Below are 20,031 nucleotides of genomic sequence, written 5' to 3'. Positions count from 1 at the left end.
AATGGAACATGCCATGAACGATGTTGACAGAAAAGGCCGATGTGGACCGTGCAACGCAGCCGTTGCATCGCTGCAACGGCACCTCATCGAGGCGGCAAGACGAACAAATGCCGTTTCGTTAACCTGTTGCTAACCAAGAAGGCATGAGAGATAGCTTGTGACGGAAATGTGGCGGCCGGTTTCCGACGGCCCGACAAACTGAGGACGACCATGCCGAGAATGCGCGTTCTTCTGGGTGCCGGTCTGGCGCTCGCGATGCTGGCAGGATGTACCAGCGGCAGTACGCTGCGCACCTACAGCATGTCTTATCTGCCGGTAAAGGACGCATCCTACACCGTGCCCCGGATCCCGCCCGGCAAGGTGGCGAAGAAATATCACCGCGCGCTGGTGCGCTACGACACGGCGGAAAAGCCAGGCACCATCGTCGTCGATACCAAGGCGAAATATCTCTATTTCGTGATGGATGGCGGCAAGGCGATGCGCTACGGCATCGGCGTCGGACGCGAAGGCTTTACCTGGACGCCGCCGCCCGAGATGATCAAGCGCGATCCGCGCACCGCCAAATGGCGCAATGGCCAACCGCCAGGCCTCTCCAACCCGCTCGGCGCTCGCGCGCTCTACCTTCACAACAAGCGCGGCGACACGGGTTATCGCCTGCACGGCTCGCCGGAATACTGGTCCATTGGCGGCAACGTCTCATCGGGCTGCATTCGCATGATCAATCAGGACGTGATCGATCTCTACGAACGTGCCGAAGTGGGGGCCAAGGTCATCGTCCTCTAATCCAGATCCCCTCCAGAGGGGTGGCGCGCCGAGGGGCCGCGCCCGGAAGGCCGGGGTCGGGGGACACCCGGCCTTCCGTTTTTCTGGCAGGCGCCTTTGTATCGCCGCCAAAAAAAACCGGCGTCCACAACGGACGCCGGTCGGATGCAGACCCGATAAAAGTCGGCGGTTAGATGACCTGTTCGACTTCCTGCACTTCCGGAACGAAATGCCGGAGCAGGTTTTGGATGCCGTGCTTCAGCGTGGCCGTCGAGGACGGGCAGCCGGCACAAGCGCCCTTCATGTTCAGATAGACGACGCCGTCCCGGAAGCCGCGAAAGGTGATATCGCCGCCATCCTGCGCCACCGCGGGCCGTACGCGGGTGTCGAGCAGTTCCTTGATCTGCTCGACAAGCGGCGCATCGGCCTTGTCGAAGAATTCTTCGCCATCGGCACGCTGGCCCATCGCCTTCGACGCCGCCGCCATGACCGGATCGCCGGACATGAAATGCTCCATGATCGCGCCGAGAATGGCCGGCTTGATGTGCTGCCAGGCGGTATCGTCATCCTTGGTCACGGTCACGAAATCATAGCCGAAGAACACGCCGGTCACGCCTGGCACATCGAAAAGGCGCGCGGCGAGGGGCGAATGGGACGCGGCGTCTTCCACATCCTTGAACTCGGCCGTGCCTTCGCCGATCACGATCTCTCCGGGCAGAAATTTCAGCGTGGCGGGGTTCGGTGTGGTTTCGGTTTGAATGAACATGATTTCACGCTTTCTTCGGCAAGCCGAATGTGTCTTTAGAATTGTTCTAAATGTAGCGTCGCGCCCGCGTGCCTTCAAGTTCTTTCGCTTGGGCGCGGCCCGTTCCGGTCAAGCAAGGGTCTCGATATCTTCGTCCGAAAGATTGCCTGGCACGACGGTGACGGGGATCGGAAAGGCGGCGCTGCGTCCGGCGATAGACGACACCAGAGGCCCCGGGCCTTCCGAAGAGGCCGACGTCGCCAGAACGAGAATGACGATCTCCGGGTCTTCGCGGATCAGTTCGTGGATCTGCTCGGCATATTTGCCTTCCCGAATCTCGATTTCGGGAGCCACGCCGAGCCGGCGGGCGATCGCATCGCGAAAACGGGAGAGGCGCCGCTCCGCCTCATCCATCGCCTCTTCGCGCATCTTTTCCTCGACGCCAAGCCAATGGGCGAATTCGCCGGGTTCCGGCTGGATGACGTAAAGAAGCTTCAGCGTGCCGGAGGTCGCCTGCGCGCGATAGGCGGCATAGGTCACGGCGCGCTCGCATTCGGGTGTGTCGTCGATAATCGCAAGGAATTTGCGTTTACGACCGGCCTTGCGGCTCAACCGTTCCGGTATTTCTTCCATGCATGTCCCTCTCGCGAGACCGGCAGGAGCGGGCCGGCAACCATTATCCTAACCATGCCGGCCGCGACCGTGGCAAGCGCTTCATACGATCATACGAAGCCGACGATCTGCCGCACATCGTCCAGCGTCTTTTCGGCCATTCCATTGGCCTGTTCGGCGCCGTTCCACAAAATGGCGTCCAGGTGACCGGGATCGGCCATCAGCCGACGCATCTCTTCGCCAATAGGCGACAGCACGCTCACCGCCAGTTCGGAAAGCGCCGGCTTGAACTCGGAGAATTGCCGGCCGCCGAATTCGCCCAGTACATCGGCTTTGGAGCGGTCGGAAAGCGCGGCGAAGATGCCGACCAGATTGTCCGCTTCAGCCCGCCCCTTGAGGCCGTCCACCTCGGTGGGTAGCCCGTCGGGATCGGTTTTCGCCTTGCGAATTTTTTTGGCGATCGTCTCCGCATCGTCGGTCATGTTGATGCGGGAATTATCCGACGGATCGGACTTGCTCATTTTCTTGGTCCCGTCGCGCAGGCTCATCACGCGCGGGGCCGGACCTTCGATCAGCGGCTCGACAATGGGGAAATAGGCATTGACCTTCTCCTCGCCCATCGTGACAGGCACGGAAAGGCCGGCCTGCTCGATACGCTCCGAAAAGTCGTTGTTGAACTTGATCGCGATGTCGCGCGCCAGTTCCAGATGCTGTTTCTGATCGTCGCCCACCGGCACATGGGTGGCCCGGTAGAGCATGATGTCGGCGGCCATCAGCGACGGATAGGCAAGCAGGCCGAGTGAAGCATTCTCACGGTCCTTGCCGGCCTTGTCCTTGAACTGGGTCATCCGGTTCATCCAGCCGATCCGCGCCACGCAGTTGAAGATCCAGGCCAGTTCCGCATGGCCCGGCACGCGGCTCTGGTTGAAGACGATGTGCCTGTGCGGATCGATCCCGGCGGCGATGAACGCCGCGGCGATGGCGCGGGTCTGGTCGGCCAGATCGTCATGGACGAGCCGCGCGGTAAGCGAGTGTAGATCGACCACGCAATACATGCAGTCGTGATTGTCCTGAAGCGCCACGAATTTGCGGATCGCGCCGAGATAATTGCCGAGCGTCAGGCTGCCGGTCGGCTGCACGCCGGAAAAGACGAGGGGTTTGAAACTGTCGGTCATGAACGGTGCGTCCGCAATAGGAAGGAGATCGGGTCGGCGGGCCTTGTGGCAGAGCGGGCCGCGCCGATCAAGCCAGCATGTCCGGCGGGGTTTCGTCGCCCGGCTTTTCGCCCTTCTTCCGGCGCAGCGCCTGACGCAGTTCATTACGGTCGAGCCCGCCAATGGCGTAGGCGAGGCCGAAATAAAGAACGAAGGCGACAGCCGCCAGCAGCAGCATCGTCACGAGCTTGGCGGTGAAGGCCTCGGCGCCGAACCACTGATCCGTCCAGCCGGAGATGTACCACAGCGCGCCGCCCATGATCGCTGCGGCGAAGAGCAGGCGCGGCAGGCGGCTCAGTAGGAGGCGGTCCGGCTGCCAGTGTCCGCGCCAGAGAAGAACAGTCAGAAGGCCGAGCGCATTGGTCCAGCCGGCGACGATCTCTGCGGTCGCGATGCCGCGCTCTTCGAAAAGCGGAAAGAGTGTCAGCGCAAGCGCGACATTGATGGCGACCGAAATCATCGAGAACAACATCGGCGTGCGCGTGTCTTCCCGCGCAAAAAAGGCCGGCTGGAAACACTTGATGAGGACGAAAGCCGGCAGACCGATGCCGAAGATCGCCAGAACGCCCGAGACGGTCCCGGTGGTGTCCGCGGTGAAGGCGCCGCGTTCGTACAGAAGCCGGACGATCTCCGGGCTGATGACGAGAATGGCGGCCGCCGCCGGCAGGGTCAGCGCCAGCGTGAACTCGACCGATCGGCTTTGCAGATGGGTCGCTTCCTCGGCCCGTTCGCCGCGCAGCGCACGCGCCAGTTCCGGCAACAGAACGACGCCGACTGCGATACCGACAATGCCGAGTGGCAATTGATAGACACGGTCGGCGTATTGTAGCACGGAGATCGCGCCATCCTTCTGCGAAGCGATGATCTGGCCGATCACCAGATTGATCTGCGTGACGCCGCCGGTGATCGCCGCCGGCCCGGCCAGGATCAGCAGGCGTTTGACGTTCGGCGTCAGCTTCGGCACCCGAAAGGTCACGCGGATCCCGGACCTTCGCGCGCCGACGGTAACGATGGCCAGTTGCAGGAGCCCCGCCGCCAGAACGCCCCAGCTCAGCCAGAACGCGACATCGGCGGGCGGGGTGTCGCGATAAAGCGCCCAGCCGAGAACGCCGATGAGGATGACGTTCAGAAAGACCGGCGCAATCGCCGCGACGAAATAGCGCTGCAGCGAATTGAGAATGCCGGCCATCATCGCCGCCAGGCTCATGCACATCAGATAGGGGAACATGATCATCGACAGCGTGACGGTCGCGTCGAACTTGTCCGGCGTGTCGGCGAAGCCCGGCGCGATGATTGTCGCCACCAGAACCGGCATCGCCAGTTCCATTGCGATGGTCAGCACCAGCAGGACCGAGAAGAGCACGTTGAACACTTCGGTCGAGAAGCGCTCGGCATCCTTTCGGCCTTCGCCCTCGTAATGGCGGGCGAAGAGGGGCACGAAGGCCGCATTGAACGCGCCCTCGGCGAAGAGGCGACGGAACAGGTTCGGGAAACGGAAGGCGGCAAAGAAGACGTCGGCATAATTGCCGGCGCCGAGCGTCGCTGCCATCAGCGCCTCGCGGGCGAAGCCGAGCACCCGGCTCAGCATGGTCGCGCCGCCGACCGAAGCGAATTTGCGGATGAGGCTCATGGGCGGCCGTCTCTCACTGCTCTGCCTCGATCATCGGTTCACGCTGCCGCCCGTTCGTCGGCATCGGGATCGAGAATGCCGCAGAGCCGTTCGACAATGCGCTTTTGCCTTGCTGGCGATTCGATCTGCGCGCCGGTCAAATCCGTCACGTAAAACGTATCGACCACCCTTTCGCCGAATGTGGTGATGTGCGCCGAAGCGATGTCGAGATTGAGGTCCGACAGCGCGTGGGTGAGGTCGGACAGAAGCCCCGTACGGTCCAGCCCTTCCACGGCGATGACCGAAAACTCGTTGGACAGCGAATTGTCCACCGACACTTCCGGCTGGATCGAGAAGGCGCGCACCTTGCGGCGGCCTTTGCTGCGCTTCTTCAATTGCGGAATATGCGCTTCGCCCTTCAGCACCGCCGCGATGGTGCGTCCGATCGCCCGTGCCCGGCGCAATTCGTCCTCATCGGCGTCGAATTCGCGGGCGATGCGGATCGTATCGAGCGCCCGTCCGTCCGTGGTGGTAAAGATCTGGGCGTCGACGATATTGGCGCCGGAGGCGGCACACGCCGCGGCGATGATCGACAGCAGGCGGGGATGGTCGAAAGCCAGAACGGTGATTTCGGTCATGCCTTCAAAAGCAAGCGTGCGGTAATCGAGCGCCAGTTGCTCGCCCGAGCGGGTGGCGTTGCGGATAAAGTCCGCATGGCGCAGTTGCGCTTCGTGGTCGACGGCCAGAAGATAAGCGGGATAGTGCAGTTCCACATAGGCTTCGCGGTCGTCCTGCGGCCATTCGGCGAGGCTTTCCTTCAGGCCCTGGCGCGCCGCCTCGATCCGCGTGGCCCGGCTGGCTCCGGAAAAGCCGCCGGTCAGCAGCAGTTCGGTTTCGGTGTGAAGCTGACGGATCAACTGGCCCTTCCAGGCGTTCCAGACGCCCGGCCCGACGCCGCGAATGTCGCAGACGGTCAGGATCAGCAGCAGTTTGAGCCGGTCGACCGACTGAACCGTATCGGCGAAATCCTCGATGGTCTTGCGGTCATTGAGATCGCGACTTTGCGCCACCATGCTCATGGTCAGATGCTCGCGCACCAGCCAGGCGACCGTCGCGGTTTCCGATTTGGTCAGACCCATATGCGGACAAAGGCGCTTGGCGACACGCGCGCCGGCAATGGAGTGGTCTTCGGGACGCCCCTTGGCGATATCGTGCAGCAGAAGGGCGACATAGAGAATGCGCCGCTGCGTATCGGAAAGATCCTTGCAGAAATCGGTGGCGTAAGGGTGCTCGTCGGCCAGGTGGCCCTTTTCGATCTCCGCCAGATTGGCGATACAGCGCAGCAGATGCTCATCCACCGTGAAGTGGTGGTACATGTTGAACTGCATCATCGCGACGACCTTGCGGAAGTCCTGGATGAGGCGGCCGAGCAGGCCTGTCTCGTTCATCCGCCGAAGCTGGATTTCGGGATCGCGCCGGCTGGTCAGGATGGCCATGAACATCTCGTTGCCGTCCGGGTTGCGCCGGAGATCGCGGTCGACCAGCTTGAGCGAGCGCGTCACGAGGCTAAGCGCATCGGGATGATATTCCAGCTCTTCACGGTCGCCGAGCCAGAACAGGCGAATGAGGTTCAGATTGTCGCGTTCGAACACATCGGCATCGGCGACGTTCAGGCGGCCATTCTCGATCACGAAATCGGGATAGCCTTTCACGGCCTTGCGCCGACGGGTGAACGGGCGAACCAGCCCCGCGGCGAGGCCCGGCGCGGTTTTGGCCTGCTCCAGTTCGAGCGCGGCGCAGAAGATGCGCGTCAGATCGCCGACCTGTTTGGCGACAAGGAAATAGTGCTTCATGAAGCGCTCGACGCCAGACAGGCCGGGCTTGCTCTGATAGTCGAGGCGCTCGGCGATCTCCGGCTGGAAATCGAATCCGAGGCGGTCTTCCGCCTTGCCGGCCACGAAATGCAGATGGCAGCGGACGGCCCACAGGAAGTCGTCGCAGCGCTGGAACTGGTTGTATTCGCGCTGGGTGAAGACGCCCTTGCCGACGAGCTGGCGCGAATGGTCCACCCGATAGACGAATTTGCCGATCCAGTAGAGGGTCTGGAGATCGCGCAGCCCGCCTTTGCCGTCCTTGATGTTCGGCTCGACCTTGTAGCGGGAATTGTCGTGCCGCTCGTGCCGGCTGTCCCGCTCGGCCATCTTGGCGGTGGTGAAATCACGTCCGCCGGCCTTCTCGACATCGTCGACGAAGCGCTGTTCAAGCGTGTCGAAGAGCGGCCGCTCGCCCCATATGAAACGCGCTTCCAGCATGGCGGTGGCGATGGTCACGTCGCTTTTGGCAAGGCGGATGCATTCATTGATATTGCGCGTCGCGTGCCCGACTTTCAGGCCCAGATCCCAGAGAATGTAGAGGATGTATTCGACGATCTGTTCGATCCGCGCCGTCTGCTTGTGCGGCAGCAGGAACAGAAGATCGACATCGGAACCCGGCGCCAGCGCGTCGCGGCCATAACCGCCGGTAGCGACGATCGCCATCTTCTCGCCACGGCTGAGATTGGCGCCGCGGTAGACATGAGCGATGGCGAAATCGTGGATGAGCCGGATGATCTCGTCCATCTGGTGCGACAGCCGGCGCGTGCAGGCCGTGCCGCTGCGATCCTCCAGCAGCATGGTTTCGATGCGTTTGCGCCCCGCGGTAAGCTCCGCTTTCAGGATCGCCAGAACCTGCATGCGGATCGCCGGATCGGAGCCGTCGCCGTCGCGCTCATGGGTCAGCGCCGTTAGTTTGTCCCGGAGAGTATCGGCGTCGATCACCTCGGCAAGCTTCAGGGCGGGATGACGCATGGAAACTCCGGCAGGCATCGTGGTGGACGGTGAAGGGCGGGACGGTTCGAATATGTCCTAACCGGTTTCGCCCTTCACTTCCAACACCCTCAATTCGTCGCGTTATAGGCGGCGATGGCCGCCATATTGACGATGTCGGAATCCTTGGCCCCGAGCGAGACAACCTGAACGCTTTTTTCCAGCCCGACGAGCAGCGGGCCGATCACGGTAGAGCCGCCCAGTTCCTGCAGCATCTTGGTCGCGATCGACGCTGAGTGGAAGGCCGGCATGACGAGCACATTGGCCGGCCGTGACAGCCGCACGAACGGATATTGCGCCATCAGATCGGCATTGAGCGCCACATCGGCGGCCATCTCGCCGTCGAACTCGAAATCGACGCCGCGCCGTTCCAGGATACGGACCGCCTGCTGCACCTTGTCGCTGCGTTCGCCCGGCGGCTGGCCGAAGGTGGAATAGGCAAGCATGGCGACATGCGGCTCATAGCCGAGACGGCGGGCGACCCCGGCGGCCTCCTCGGCAATATCGGCTAGCGCTTCGGCGTCCGGCATTTCGTGAACCGCGGTATCGGCGATAACCACGGTCCGCCCCCGGCACAGCGCGATGGAAACGCCGATCATGCGATGGCCCGGCATGGTATCGATGACGCGCCGGACGTCCTCCAGCACGGTGGAATAGTTGCGCGTGACGCCCGAGACCATGCCGTCCGCATCGCCGAGCGCGACCATGGAGGCGGCGAAATGGTTGCGGTCATTGTTGATCATGCGCAGGGCGTCGCGCTGCAGATAGCCGTTTCGCTGCAGGCGGGAATAGAGATGCTCGACATAGGCGTCGACCCGTTCGGACTTCCTGGCATTGACGATCTCGATGCCCTGCCGGTTGAGATCGATGCCGTTCTGTTTGGCCATCTCGTCGATCCGGTCCTCGCGACCGAGGAGAATGGCAGTGCCGAGCCGCTGGTTGACGTAGGAGATGGCGGCCCGCATCACCTGTTCTTCCTCGCCCTCGGCAAAGACGATCCGCTTGGGCTGCCTCCGCACCCGCTCATAGATGCGCTGCAGGGTCGAGGCGATCGGATCGCGCCGGCCCTGAAGGTTCTGGGCGTATTTCTCCAGATCGACGATGGGCTGCTGGGCGACGCCGCTATCCATGGCCGCCTTGGCGACGGCCAGCGGAATGGAGGAGATGAGGCGCGGATCGAACGGTACGGGAATGATGTAATTGCGCCCGAAGCGCGGACGGGCCCCCCGATAGGCGGCTGCCACATCGTCCGGCACGTCCTCGCGGGCGAGTTCGGCGAGCGCCTGGGCGGCGGCGACCTTCATGTCCTCATTGATCGTGCGGGCCCGCACATCGAGCGCGCCGCGGAAGATGTAGGGAAAGCCGAGGACATTGTTGACCTGGTTGGGATAGTCCGAACGTCCCGTCGCCATCACCGCATCGTCGCGAATGCGCCTGACCTCTTCGGGCGTGATTTCGGGGTCGGGATTGGCCATGGCGAAGATGATCGGCTGAGGGGCCATCGATGCGATCATCTTGTCGCTGAACGCGCCCTTGACCGACAGGCCGAAGACGGCGTCCGCGCCTTCCATTGCTTCTTCGAGCGTGCGCAAGTCCGTCTCGGCGGCATGAGCGCTCTTCCACTGGTTCATGCCGTTTTCACGGCCCTTGTAGATCACGCCCTTGGTGTCGCACATGATGACATTGTCCGGCGTGAAACCCATCGCCTTGACCAGTTCGACGCAGGCGATGGCCGCCGCGCCCGCACCGTTCACCACGAGGCGCGCATCCTCCATCTTCCGCCCCGTCAGATGAAGCGCGTTGATGAGTCCGGCGGCGGCGATGATGGCGGTGCCGTGCTGATCGTCGTGGAAGACGGGGATATCCATCAGTTCGCGCAGGCGCTGTTCGATGATGAAGCAGTCCGGCGCCTTGATGTCCTCCAGATTGATGCCGCCGAAGGAGGGACCGAGATGGCGCACGCAATTGATGAATTCGTCGACATCCTCGGTATCGACCTCCAGATCGATCGAATCGACGTCGGCGAAGCGTTTGAAGAGGACCGCCTTGCCCTCCATTACCGGTTTGGAAGCCAGAGCGCCGAGATTGCCAAGGCCCAGAATGGCGGTGCCATTGGAGATAACGGCCACCATATTGCCGCGCGCCGTATAGTCGAAGGCGCGGCCGGGTGTCTCCGCGATGGCCATGACGGGAACGGCGACGCCCGGCGAATAGGCCAGCGACAGGTCGCGCTGGGTCGCCATCGCCTTGGTCGGCGAGATTTCCAGCTTGCCCGGCTTTGGCAAGGCGTGAAAGTCCAGGGCTTCCTGCTCGGTGATCGAGGGGCCGTCTTCTCCGTTCCGCTTCGTCATGTGTCCTCCCTGTCATTGTTGACGTACTGGCCAAGTCCGATCTCTGGACATGCAAATCCATGATCGGCATAGGTGTTACGCGCCGACGGCGCCTCCCCCTTTGGCCGTCGGTCTCAAAAGAGTGTTAACCCCTTATGGCAGAACCGCAAGCGAGCATGAACCTTAATGAGCTTGTCTCGCCGGACAGCCGTGCCTCGGCGACGCCGATGATCGAGCAGTTCATCGAGATCAAGGCCGCCAATGCCGACAGCCTGCTCTTCTACCGCATGGGTGATTTCTACGAATTGTTCTTCGGCGATGCCGAAATCGCCGCGCGGACGCTCGGCATCACCCTGACCAAGCGGGGCCAGCATCTGGGCCGCGACATTCCGATGGCCGGCGTACCGGTTCATGCCGCCAACGACTATCTGCAGAAACTGATCGCCGCCGGCCACCGCGTCGCGGTGTGTGAGCAGGTCGAGGATCCGGCCGAAGCGAAGAAGCGCGGCGGCAAGACACTGGTGCGGCGCGATGTGACGCGGCTCGTCACGCCGGGCACGATCACCGAAGAGAATATTCTGGAGCCCGGCGAGCCGAACTGGCTTCTTGCCGTTGGGCGGGTGAAGGGTGAGGCCGATCCGGCTCTCGCCTGGATCGACATCTCCACCGGCGCGTTCCGCACCGCGATGAGCGGGTCGGACCGGCTTCTGTCGGACATTTTACGAATCGATCCACGCGAGATTCTGGTTCCGCAGAGCCTGTTCGAAGACGCCGCATTCCGACCGGTCTGGGATGCGCTTGGCCGAACCGCCAATCCACAGCCCGCAGCTCTCTTCGACAGCGCGTCCGCCGGCGAGCGCATTTGCCGCGCTCTCTCCGTCTCGACGCTTGACGGGTTCGGCCAGTTTTCCCGCGCCGAACTGAGTGCCATGGGCGGTGTGGTCGCCTGGGTGGAGAAGACCCAACTTGGCGCGCGCGTGCCGCTGTCGCCGCCGCAGCGTGAGGAGGGCGCCTCCACGCTCTTCATCGATGCGGCGACGCGGGCAAGCCTCGAACTGACGCGGACTTCTGCCGGCAGCCGCGACGGTAGCCTCCTGAAGGTGATCGACCGGACGGTGACCGGCCCTGGCGCGCGCCTTCTGGCCGAGCGCTTGGCCGCGCCGCTGACCGATCCCGACCGGATCGTCAGGCGACAGCGCTCGGTGACGTTTCTGCGCCAGGAAAGCGCCTTGTGCGATGAGCTGCGCACTGTTCTGCGCGGTCTGCCGGACATGATGCGCGCCCTGTCGCGCCTGTCGCTCGGACGCGGCGGTCCGCGCGATATCGGCGCAATCCGCACCGCGCTGGAGGCGACCGCCGCGCTGGTCGAACGGCTCGGCGAGGCGGCGCTGCCCGAAGAGCTCGAAACGGCCGAGAAGGCGCTGCGCGCGCTACCACCGAACCTCGCACGCCTTCTTGGCAAAGCGCTGGCGTACGATCTGCCGCTTCTGGCCCGCGATGGCGGCTTCGTGGCGGAAGGGTTCGACGAGGAACTGGACGCCCAGCGCTCTCTTGCCTCCGACAGCCGCCGTGTGATCGCGGCGATGCAGGCAGACCTCGCCGCCGAAACGGCGATCAAGGCGCTCAAGATCCGGCACAACAATATGCTCGGCTATTATATTGAGGTGCCGTCGAGCCATGGCGTGAAACTGACGGAAGGCGACGCAAAGGCGCGCTTCATCCATCGCCAGACGATGGCCAACGCCATGCGCTTTACCACGACCGAACTGGCCGAACTGGAAAGCCGTATCGCCGATGCGGGCGGCAAGGCGCTCATGATCGAGACCGCCATCTTCGAACGGCTTACCGCCGCCGTCCTCGAAGAAACGGATGCGCTGCGGGCCGGCGCCGACGCCCTTGCCGTGATCGATGTTTCGGTAGGGCTCGCCCAACTGGCAGAGGCGGAAAACTGGAGCGCGCCAACAATCGACGAAAGCCTGACCTTCGAGGTGGAATGCGGCCGCCACCCCGTCGTCGAGGCCGCGCTTCGCGCCCAGCAGGGCGACGCCTTCATCGCCAACGATTGCTTGTTGTCACCGCCCGAGGGCGCAAATGCCGGTGCGCTCTGGCTGCTGACCGGCCCGAATATGGGCGGCAAGAGTACTTTTCTGCGCCAGAACGCCCTCATCGCAATCCTGGCGCAGATGGGCAGCCATGTGCCGGCGACGGCGGCGCATATCGGCATTGTCGACAGGCTGTTCTCGCGCGTTGGCGCGTCCGACGATCTGGCGCGCGGGCGCTCGACCTTCATGGTCGAGATGGTCGAGACGGCGGCGATCCTGAACCAGGCCGGCGAACGTTCGCTCGTCATCCTCGACGAGATCGGCCGCGGCACCTCGACCTTCGACGGGCTCTCCATCGCCTGGGCGACGGCCGAGCACCTGCACGAGACCAATCGCTGTCGGGCAATTTTCGCGACCCATTTCCACGAAATGACGGCGCTTGCCGAAACCCTCTCCCGGCTCGCCAATGTCACGATGCGGGTCAAGGAGATGGAAGGCGAGGTGATCTTCCTCCACCAGGTCGGCAAGGGCGCGGCGGACCGGTCCTACGGCGTTCAGGTCGCGCGGCTCGCTGGCCTGCCGAAAAGCGTTCTGGCGCGTGCCAAGACGGTGCTCGACCGGCTCGAGGCGGAAGGCACGTCCGGCTCCGGCGCAGCGAAACTGGTTGACGATCTGCCGCTCTTTTCTGCTGCCGTCCGCCAGGTGGAGACCGAAGGTAGAGCAAAGGCCGCCATCAATCCCGGTCAGAACGCGATTGCCGAAATGTTGGACGGGATCGAGCCCGACGATCTGACGCCGCGCGAAGCGCTGGACGCGCTTTACCGTCTCAAGAAGAGCCTCGCGAAATAAAGGCCGGCTTCAGGCCGCGAGCGCTGGCGCGGCAGGTTTCGCCTTCGGCGTGAAATGGTTGAGATAGCGTCCGGCGATCCGCTCGACGGGCAGGATCGTCAGAACATCCACCGTGCCGAAATCCTCGTCGATGACGGCTTCGTGACCGAAGGTTGCGCCGACACGCAGATAGCCCTTCACGAGCGGCGGCATGGCCGCCAGTGCTCTCTTGGTCGCGAGCGCTTCGGCCGGCATCATGTCGGTCGGGATGCCGCGTCCGGCAACGGCCGGGCAGGCAAACGCCCGGTCGGCCGGCGCATGATGGGCCAGGAAGGAGAGCGCCTCGGCGTGAGCCGCCGGCACCGTGCCGGCAAAGGAAGCACAGCCGATCATCGTATCGATCCGATGGGTCAGGCAGTAGGTCCAGATGCCTTGCCAAAGCAGGTCGATGATCCTCTTGCCGCGATAGGCCGGCAAAACGCAGGAGCGGCCGAGTTCCAGAAAACGGCGGTTCGGATGGCGCGCCATGAGCGCCGGCAGGTCGAACTCGGCGCTGGAATAGAAGCGGCCAGCCTTGAGCGCAGCCTCCGGCGACAGAAGGCGGTAGGTTCCGACGATCTGGTTCATGAGAGAGCCGCCCGCCGCTTCGTCCAGAACGATAAGATGATCGCAATAGTGGTCGAACATATCCCGATCGATCGGGTCGGTCGCGGCGCTTGTCCGCCTTTCCGCCGTATCGAATACTGTCGACCGCAAGCGCTGGGCCGCCTCGACCTCGGACGGGTTTGTTGCCAGGCGCACCATGAGGCTGCCACTATGTCCGAGGATCGGCGGTATCGATGCTTCATGCAAAAGGTTCTTCGGTGCCGCCGGCACAGTTGCGCCGCGCGCTTCCTTCCAACGGAGCGGAAATACCCGAAACGGCGATGGGACGATCTGACGCGGATCGATGATTTTCCGTATCCGGGAAACGCCAACAGCCATGTCATCCTCCACCGCTCTGTCGCGGCCTGACTAATACGCTTGCACGACAAGTCTATGACAGGGGTCGATCGGGGAAAAGAGCAGATGCTACCCCTATGCCGTGGCGCGCTCCACCAGCGCAACGAGGTCGACCGGGTTGATCGGCTTGTGGACCACGCCATTGGCTCCGCGCTGCATCGCGATGCTCACGGTTTCCTCCTGCGTGTCCGCAGTCAGCACATGGATCGGCATGGCAGGCTGGCCATTGGCCTCTTCGGACTGGCGGATGAGATCGAGCGCTTCCATCCCGCCCATTTCCGGCATGTGGAGATCGAGCAGCACCAGATCGAACTGTTCGCCGGATCGGATTGCCTCAACAGCGCCACGGCCGGTTCCGACGATTTCGGCAAGATGACCACCCTTGGCAAGTGCGGAACGGACCAGAAGGGCGTTGACGGGGTTGTCCTCGGCCACCAGAACGCGCCGGCCGCTCTGACCGTTCGGCACCAGTTTGGGCGTTCCGCCTTTTTTCGCCGCGACCGGAGCAGGAGCTGGCGCTTTGGCTTCCGATCGCTCATCGAGCGCGGTGCGTGCGATGCGAAGCAATGTCTGGCCGCGCACCGGGCGTGCAAGATAGTGGTCGAATCCGGCCTCGCGAAGCGTCGACAAACGGCCGCGGTCGATCGCGTCGATCAGCGTGATGGCCCCGGTCTTGTCGGTGCTCAGCCAGGCCGAAAGCCGGTCGCCCGCATCGTCTTCGGTCTGCCGGGCCGCCGCCATGAGCAGCAGGCCACCGGTCGCTTCGAGTTGCGCTGCCGCATCGTCGCGCGAGCCGACGCAGACGACGCTTGCGCCTTCGTCTTCCAGCATGCGGCGCAGAATATCGCCTTCGACCGGATCGGTAAGCAGCACGACGCAATGGCCCTCGAACCGTTGCGGAGCCGCATCGACCGGCGCACTGTCGACCGGGATTTCGATGGTAAAGGTCGACCCCTTGCCAAGCTTGCTTTTAAGCGTGATCGTCCCGCCCATAGCGGCGATGATGCGTTTTGAGATAGCGAGACCGAGACCGGCGCCGCCGTGACGGCGGGTCTCCGAATTGTCGGCCTGTTCGAACTCACCGAAGATTTTGGCCTGATCGGCGGGCTTGAGACCGGGACCGGTATCCTGCACGGCGACGGTCAGGCGTCCCCTGCCATCATCGGTCGGCGCGATGGCGACGTCGATGGTCACGCCGCCCTTCTCGGTGAATTTGACCGCGTTGCCGACGAGATTGAGCAGAACCTGGCGCAGCTTGCCCGCGTCGGCGGGAACGGTCTTCGGCACGTTGCGGGCCGTGCGGGCATTGATGACGATGCCTTTATCGGCATGGCGGCTTGCCAGCAGCTCGGCGACGCTTTCGGTCAGTTCGCGTAGATCGGTCGGCGCTTCGTCGATGGTCAGCTTGCCCGCTTCGATCTTGGAGAAATCGAGCAGATCCTCGATCAGCACCATCAAAGCATCCGCCGATCCATCGATGGCGTTCACATAGGTGCGCTGCTCGTCGGTCAGCGTCGTGTCGGCGAGCAGCTTCGACATACCGGAAATGCCGTTCATCGGTGTGCGGATCTCATGGCTGACGGTTGCAAGGAAACGACCTTTGGCCCGGTTGGCCGCGTCGGCCTTTTCGCGTGCGTCGATCAGCGCCTGTTCCGCCTTGCGATGCGCCGTGATGTCCCGCGCGATCGACTGGTGAATACCGGTTTTTTCATCCTTTTGATCGGTGAAGGCGAACCAGCGATATTCCCCATTGGTCAGAAGTGTGATTTCGCTCCGGTCGTCCGTTTCGAGTGAACCGCCAAAGCCGAGTTCGCGTAGCGTACAGCCCTTCAACGCATCGCAATGAGAAAGGCCGAACAGCTCGGCAAATTTCTGGTTGGCCCAAAGGATCGTGCCCTTGTCGTCGCGTTGAATGCACAGATCGCCCGCCGCCTCGGATAGCCGGAGAAACGACAGCTGACGCGCTTCGGCATTGCGGGCTCGCGCCAGAAGGAAGGCGCGGTTCAGTTTGAGCCGTTTGGAAAGGCCCGTATCGGTCATTCCGGCAAGGAAGAAGAGGCAGGCGGCAAAACCCAGGACGGCCGCGGCCGTGCGCCCGGCGTCGCCGACTGCAAAGATCGCAGCGGCGCCGAAAACGGCCAGCGCAAGCACAAGGAACCCGGCCTGCCAAAGCCTTTCCTTCAGCGTCGGCTCGTCGATTTCCAGATCCGGTTTGAACTTGTCGTCCAGCAATGGCGGCGGTGTCACGGTTTCGTGCGACGGCGCATCGGACGCTTCATGGACGGGCGGCAGGGAAAGAGCGGTTTCGGTCGTCATGTCGAGGACGCTACCGCAGGAGTTTTGCCGAACACTTCGCCCGATCGTTCGCATTTTAACGATCGGGCGTTTTTGTCGCTTTTGCCTCGAATTTGTCAGAAGGTCGCGACGACGCGTCCCTGGATGCCGCTTTCGATGATCTGGCGCGCATAGGGGATGAGGTCGTCGAAGCCGATTTCGGTGGTGATCGACTGCAGCTTTTCTCTGTCGAGATCGGTAGCGAGGCGTTGCCAGGCGCGCTCGCGCAGCGCCTTGGGCGCCATCACCGAATCGATGCCCTTCAACGCGATGCCGCGAAGGATGAAGGGCATCACGGTGGTCGGCAGGTCGAAACCCTGCGCAAGGCCGCAGCATGTGACGGTCCCACCATGCTTTGTCTGCGCCAGCACATTGGCGAGCGTATGGCTGCCGACCGCATCGACGGCGGCAGCCCAGCGCTCCTTGCCAAGCGGGCGGCCCTTCTCGCTCAGTTCCGTGCGGTCGATGATCTCGGATGCGCCGAGACCCTTCAGATAGTCGGCGCGCTTCTCTGGACTGCCGGTGGCGGCAATGACGTGCCAGCCGAGCTTCGAAAGAATGGAGACGGCGACGGAGCCGACGCCGCCTGTCGCACCGGTCACAAGGACCGGGCCATCGTCGGGCTTGCAGCCGGCATCTTCCAGCCCGAGCACCGACAGCATGGCGGTGTAGCCGGCGGTGCCGATCGCCATGGCGTCCTTGACCGACAGACCTTCGGGTAGAGCGACCAGCCAGTCGCCCTTCACGCGGCTTTTCTCGGCATAGGCGCCGAGATGGGTCTCGCCCGTGCCCCAGCCGTTCAGGATCACCTTGTCGCCGGGCTTCCAGTCGGCATGGTCGCTCGTCTCCACCGTGCCGGCAAAATCGATTCCCGGCACCATCGGGAAGCGGCGAACGACCGGGCTCTTCCCGGTGATGGCCAGCCCGTCCTTGTAATTGACGGTGGTGGCCTCGACACGCACGGTGACGTCGCCCTCCATCAGATCGTCCTCGCCGATGGTCGTGACCTCGACGGTCTGCTCGTCGCCGTCGCCCCTGGTGATGAGGATTGCTTTGAATTCGTCGGCCATGCGGTCCCTCCCGGATCGGCTACTTGTTGATGAACGTCTATTTGCGGTCGGCGCCGCGCCAGTCAAATCGGACCTGATCCTAGGAGGGTTTTCGTGGCGATGCCCGCCAGATCAGAATTTCCTGAAGAACGGCCAGCATCGCGCCGACCGTGATGAAGGCGTCCGCGAGATTGAAGACGGCGAACGACCAGCTTTCGGTATGAAAAAGAAAATAGTCGACGACATAGCCGAGAGTGACGCGGTCGATGAGATTGCCGAGCGCGCCGGCGATGATGAGCATATAGCCGAGACGGGCGACGCGATGATCGCGCGGCGTCTTCCACAACAGCCAGAGAACGAAGGCCGAGATCGCCAGTGAGAGAAGGGTAAGCAGGCCCGGTCCGACATCGGAGAGCATGGAAAAGGCGACGCCCGTATTATGTGTCCGGAACAGCGAGAAGACCGGCAAAAGCTCGATCTCCTGATGATATTCCATATAGGCTTCGACCCAGATCTTCACGGTCTGGTCGATCACTACGAGGGCGAAGATGAGAAACACGGCCCAGCCGAAAGCCTTCATCTCGTCGCTGCGGGTATTCTGCGGCGCGGACTGCGGACGCTCGTTCATGGGTGATCCTCGATGGAAAGGCCGTGGCGACGCGCCTCGAACAGCATCAGCCCGGTCGCGACGGCGAGATTGAGACTGTCGGCCCGCCCGGCCTGCGGGATACGCGCCAGTATGTCGCAGCTTTTCGCCAGCGTATCGGGAAGCCCTTGGCTTTCATTGCCCATAAGCAGAAGCAGCGGCTCGCTCTCCGCCCAGCCAATGGTGCGGTAATCGACCGATCCCTCCAGATGCGTGCCGATCAGCTTGCCGGGCCAGTCGTTCCGGAACGACAGAAACGCCTCTTCGCTCATCCGCGCGACGGGCACGGCGAAAAGCGAGCCCATGGTCGCGCGGACCGTCTCGATGGAAAACGGATCGACGCAGTCGCCGACGAGGATGACGCCCGCTGCGCCCGCCGCATCGGCGGTTCGGATGATCGTGCCGAGATTGCCGGGATCGCGCACCCGGTCGAGAACCACGCACACCGTGTCGTCGTCGCGCGGCAACTTATCCGGGTTGACCCATTTGATGGCAAAGACGCCCACTACCATTTGCGGATTGTCGCGCCGGGTGATCGCGCCAAGCACCTTTTCGGAGACTTCCAGCACGTCGCCGCCCCGCGCCACGACCCTGGCGGCCAGATCGGCGACGCCGGCATGGTCGCGCGCATTCTTGGCGTAGATCAGGGTCTTGACCGTCCAGCCGAGATCGAGCGCATCGATCACCAGCTTCTGCCCTTCGGCGAGGAAGCTGTTCTCCGCCTCGCGGTTGCGCTTGCGGTCGAGGCCCCGGATCGCCTTGATCGTCGGATTGGTGAGCGCCGTGATCTCCTTGACGCGCCCCGGCCGGCCCGGCCCCTTCGCCGCCTCGTTCATGCCGGCACCCATCGGGAGAACAGCGAGGTCGAGATGGCCCGTCCGCCGGCATCCTCACCGTGTTCGCGGATGATGAGTTCGCCGGATTCGACGCGTCCGCCCATGCCGGCCATCCGCTCGCGCATCAGGGCATGGATCGCGTAGAAGGAGGCGCGGATCGAATAGGCGGTCAGGACCATCGCAAGCGGTTTGTCCGAGAGGATCGCCCGGCATCCGGCGACCATGGCGGGCAGGCTCTCGAACAATTGCCAGACTTCGCCCTTTGGCCCGCGTCCGAAAGCGGGCGGATCGAGCAGGACGATGTCATAGCTGTTGCCACGCCGGCCCTCGCGCTCGACGAATTTCATGGCGTCCTCGACGATCCAGCGGATCGGTTTGTCGTCCAGTCCCGCCAGAAGCTGGTTCTCGCGCGCCCAGCCAACCGCCTTCCTGCTGGCGTCGACATGGGTGACTTCCGCTCCGGCGCGTGCGGCGACGAGCGATGCCAGGCCGGTATAGCCGAAGAGGTTCAGCACCTTGATCGGCCGGCCGGCGTTCTCGATGAGCCCGGCCATATGTCGCCAATGCGTCGCCTGTTCGGGAAAGACGCCGACATGGCGGAAGGAGGTGAAGCGGCCGAGAAAATCGATCCCGTCATGTTTCATCGGCCAGGTCTCGCCAAGAGGCATCTTCGGAAAGCGCCAGCGCCCCATGCCTTCCTCATCGGTGTCGCCGGTGAAGATGGCGTTTGCTGCATCCCATTCGGCCTGCCGCAATGCCGGCCTCCAAAGCGCCTGTCCCTCCGGGCGGACGATGCGGTAGGGGCCGTATCGCTCCAGCTTCTGCCCGTCGCCCGAATCCAGCAGCGCGTAGTCAGTATCGCCTTTCACTTCGAGAATGAGCGGCAGTGTCTCGGCAGGCAGATTGCCCGGCGGTCGGGGAAGGTGAGGCTGCATGGTCGCGTCGGGCTTCTTCGCCGCTGAGGAATCGTCGTTTCTGCGTTGGCGGCTCGCCTTCCTCTCCGGATCAGACTTGGAACCAACTGGCCCGCGCGCCGGGTTTCGTTTTCGCCGATTGGTATCGCGCGCGCTCATGATGCCATGCCTCGAACGTTGTTGCCGCGCCGCGATTTGTTACCAGGCGGAACAGATGTCATGGGCCGAGCTTGTGCCATAGGCA

Annotated in this window: 14 protein-coding genes; 2 read left to right on the top strand and 12 right to left on the bottom strand. The window is 63.3% G+C overall.

Annotated elements, in window-relative coordinates; genetic code table 11:
- The first annotated feature begins 210 nt into the window (after nucleotides 1-210).
- A complete protein-coding gene (locus B7H23_RS03080; protein ID WP_094076842.1) occupies nucleotides 211-783 on the top strand; it encodes a L,D-transpeptidase in 573 nt (190 codons plus the stop codon).
- 169 nt (nucleotides 784-952) lie between these two features.
- Here the strand turns inward: B7H23_RS03080 and B7H23_RS03075 are convergent, their stop codons facing one another.
- From B7H23_RS03075 to B7H23_RS03050, 6 genes are all read right to left on the bottom strand, one after another.
- Nucleotides 953-1,528 (bottom strand): NifU family protein, encoded by a 576-nt coding sequence (locus B7H23_RS03075; RefSeq protein WP_094075907.1) that lies wholly within the window; start codon nucleotides 1,526-1,528, stop codon nucleotides 953-955.
- A 108-nt stretch (nucleotides 1,529-1,636) separates the two neighbouring features.
- Nucleotides 1,637-2,140: a universal stress protein gene (locus tag B7H23_RS03070; RefSeq protein WP_094075906.1), complete on the bottom strand. Its 504-nt coding sequence runs from the start codon at nucleotides 2,138-2,140 to the stop codon at nucleotides 1,637-1,639.
- 89 nt (nucleotides 2,141-2,229) lie between these two features.
- Entirely contained in the window at nucleotides 2,230-3,294 is a 1,065-nt protein-coding gene (trpS, locus tag B7H23_RS03065; protein WP_094075905.1) for a tryptophan--tRNA ligase, read from the bottom strand.
- A gap of 67 nt (nucleotides 3,295-3,361) precedes the next feature.
- Nucleotides 3,362-4,963: a murein biosynthesis integral membrane protein MurJ gene (gene murJ / locus B7H23_RS03060; protein WP_094075904.1), complete on the bottom strand. Its 1,602-nt coding sequence runs from the start codon at nucleotides 4,961-4,963 to the stop codon at nucleotides 3,362-3,364.
- Nucleotides 4,964-5,001: 38 nt separating this feature from the next.
- Nucleotides 5,002-7,788, bottom strand: coding sequence for a [protein-PII] uridylyltransferase (locus B7H23_RS03055; RefSeq protein ID WP_094075903.1), 2,787 nt, complete (start codon nucleotides 7,786-7,788; stop codon nucleotides 5,002-5,004).
- A gap of 89 nt (nucleotides 7,789-7,877) precedes the next feature.
- Nucleotides 7,878-10,157 carry an NADP-dependent malic enzyme gene (locus B7H23_RS03050; RefSeq protein ID WP_094075902.1) on the bottom strand — a complete coding sequence of 760 codons (2,280 nt, stop codon included), beginning with the start codon at nucleotides 10,155-10,157 and terminating at the stop codon, nucleotides 7,878-7,880.
- A 155-nt stretch (nucleotides 10,158-10,312) separates the two neighbouring features.
- Here B7H23_RS03050 and mutS point away from each other — a divergent pair, with 155 nt between their 5' ends.
- The gene (mutS, locus tag B7H23_RS03045) at nucleotides 10,313-13,027 is read left to right on the top strand and encodes a DNA mismatch repair protein MutS (RefSeq protein ID WP_240534951.1); all 2,715 of its coding nucleotides are present in this window, start codon (nucleotides 10,313-10,315) and stop codon (nucleotides 13,025-13,027) included.
- 9 nt (nucleotides 13,028-13,036) lie between these two features.
- Here the strand turns inward: mutS and olsB are convergent, their stop codons facing one another.
- The 6 genes from olsB to B7H23_RS03015 all read right to left on the bottom strand — a co-directional run bounded on the left by olsB (nucleotide 13,037) and on the right by B7H23_RS03015 (nucleotide 19,808).
- A complete protein-coding gene (olsB, locus tag B7H23_RS03040) occupies nucleotides 13,037-13,882 on the bottom strand; it encodes a l-ornithine N(alpha)-acyltransferase (protein WP_476703823.1) in 846 nt (281 codons plus the stop codon).
- A 201-nt stretch (nucleotides 13,883-14,083) separates the two neighbouring features.
- Nucleotides 14,084-16,324 carry an ATP-binding protein gene (locus B7H23_RS03035; protein ID WP_158215750.1) on the bottom strand — a complete coding sequence of 747 codons (2,241 nt, stop codon included), beginning with the start codon at nucleotides 16,322-16,324 and terminating at the stop codon, nucleotides 14,084-14,086.
- A 95-nt stretch (nucleotides 16,325-16,419) separates the two neighbouring features.
- Nucleotides 16,420-17,412: an acrylyl-CoA reductase (NADPH) gene (acuI, locus tag B7H23_RS03030; RefSeq protein WP_094075899.1), complete on the bottom strand. Its 993-nt coding sequence runs from the start codon at nucleotides 17,410-17,412 to the stop codon at nucleotides 16,420-16,422.
- Nucleotides 17,413-17,491: 79 nt separating this feature from the next.
- Nucleotides 17,492-17,971, bottom strand: coding sequence for a signal peptidase II (gene lspA, locus B7H23_RS03025; protein ID WP_094076840.1), 480 nt, complete (start codon nucleotides 17,969-17,971; stop codon nucleotides 17,492-17,494).
- 44 nt (nucleotides 17,972-18,015) lie between these two features.
- A complete protein-coding gene (locus B7H23_RS03020; protein WP_094076839.1) occupies nucleotides 18,016-18,873 on the bottom strand; it encodes a TrmH family RNA methyltransferase in 858 nt (285 codons plus the stop codon).
- Nucleotides 18,870-19,808: a class I SAM-dependent methyltransferase gene (locus tag B7H23_RS03015; protein ID WP_420814459.1), complete on the bottom strand. Its 939-nt coding sequence runs from the start codon at nucleotides 19,806-19,808 to the stop codon at nucleotides 18,870-18,872. The genes B7H23_RS03020 and B7H23_RS03015 overlap by 4 nt, the downstream gene beginning before the upstream one ends.
- Nucleotides 19,809-20,031: the final 223 nt, after the last annotated feature.

The organism is Notoacmeibacter marinus (assembly GCF_002238045.1).
GTDB classification, from domain to species: Bacteria; Pseudomonadota; Alphaproteobacteria; order Rhizobiales; family Rhizobiaceae; genus Notoacmeibacter; species Notoacmeibacter marinus.
The sequence above is the reverse complement of the archived record's forward strand: the minus strand, read 5'-3'. Positions and strand labels throughout refer to the sequence as shown.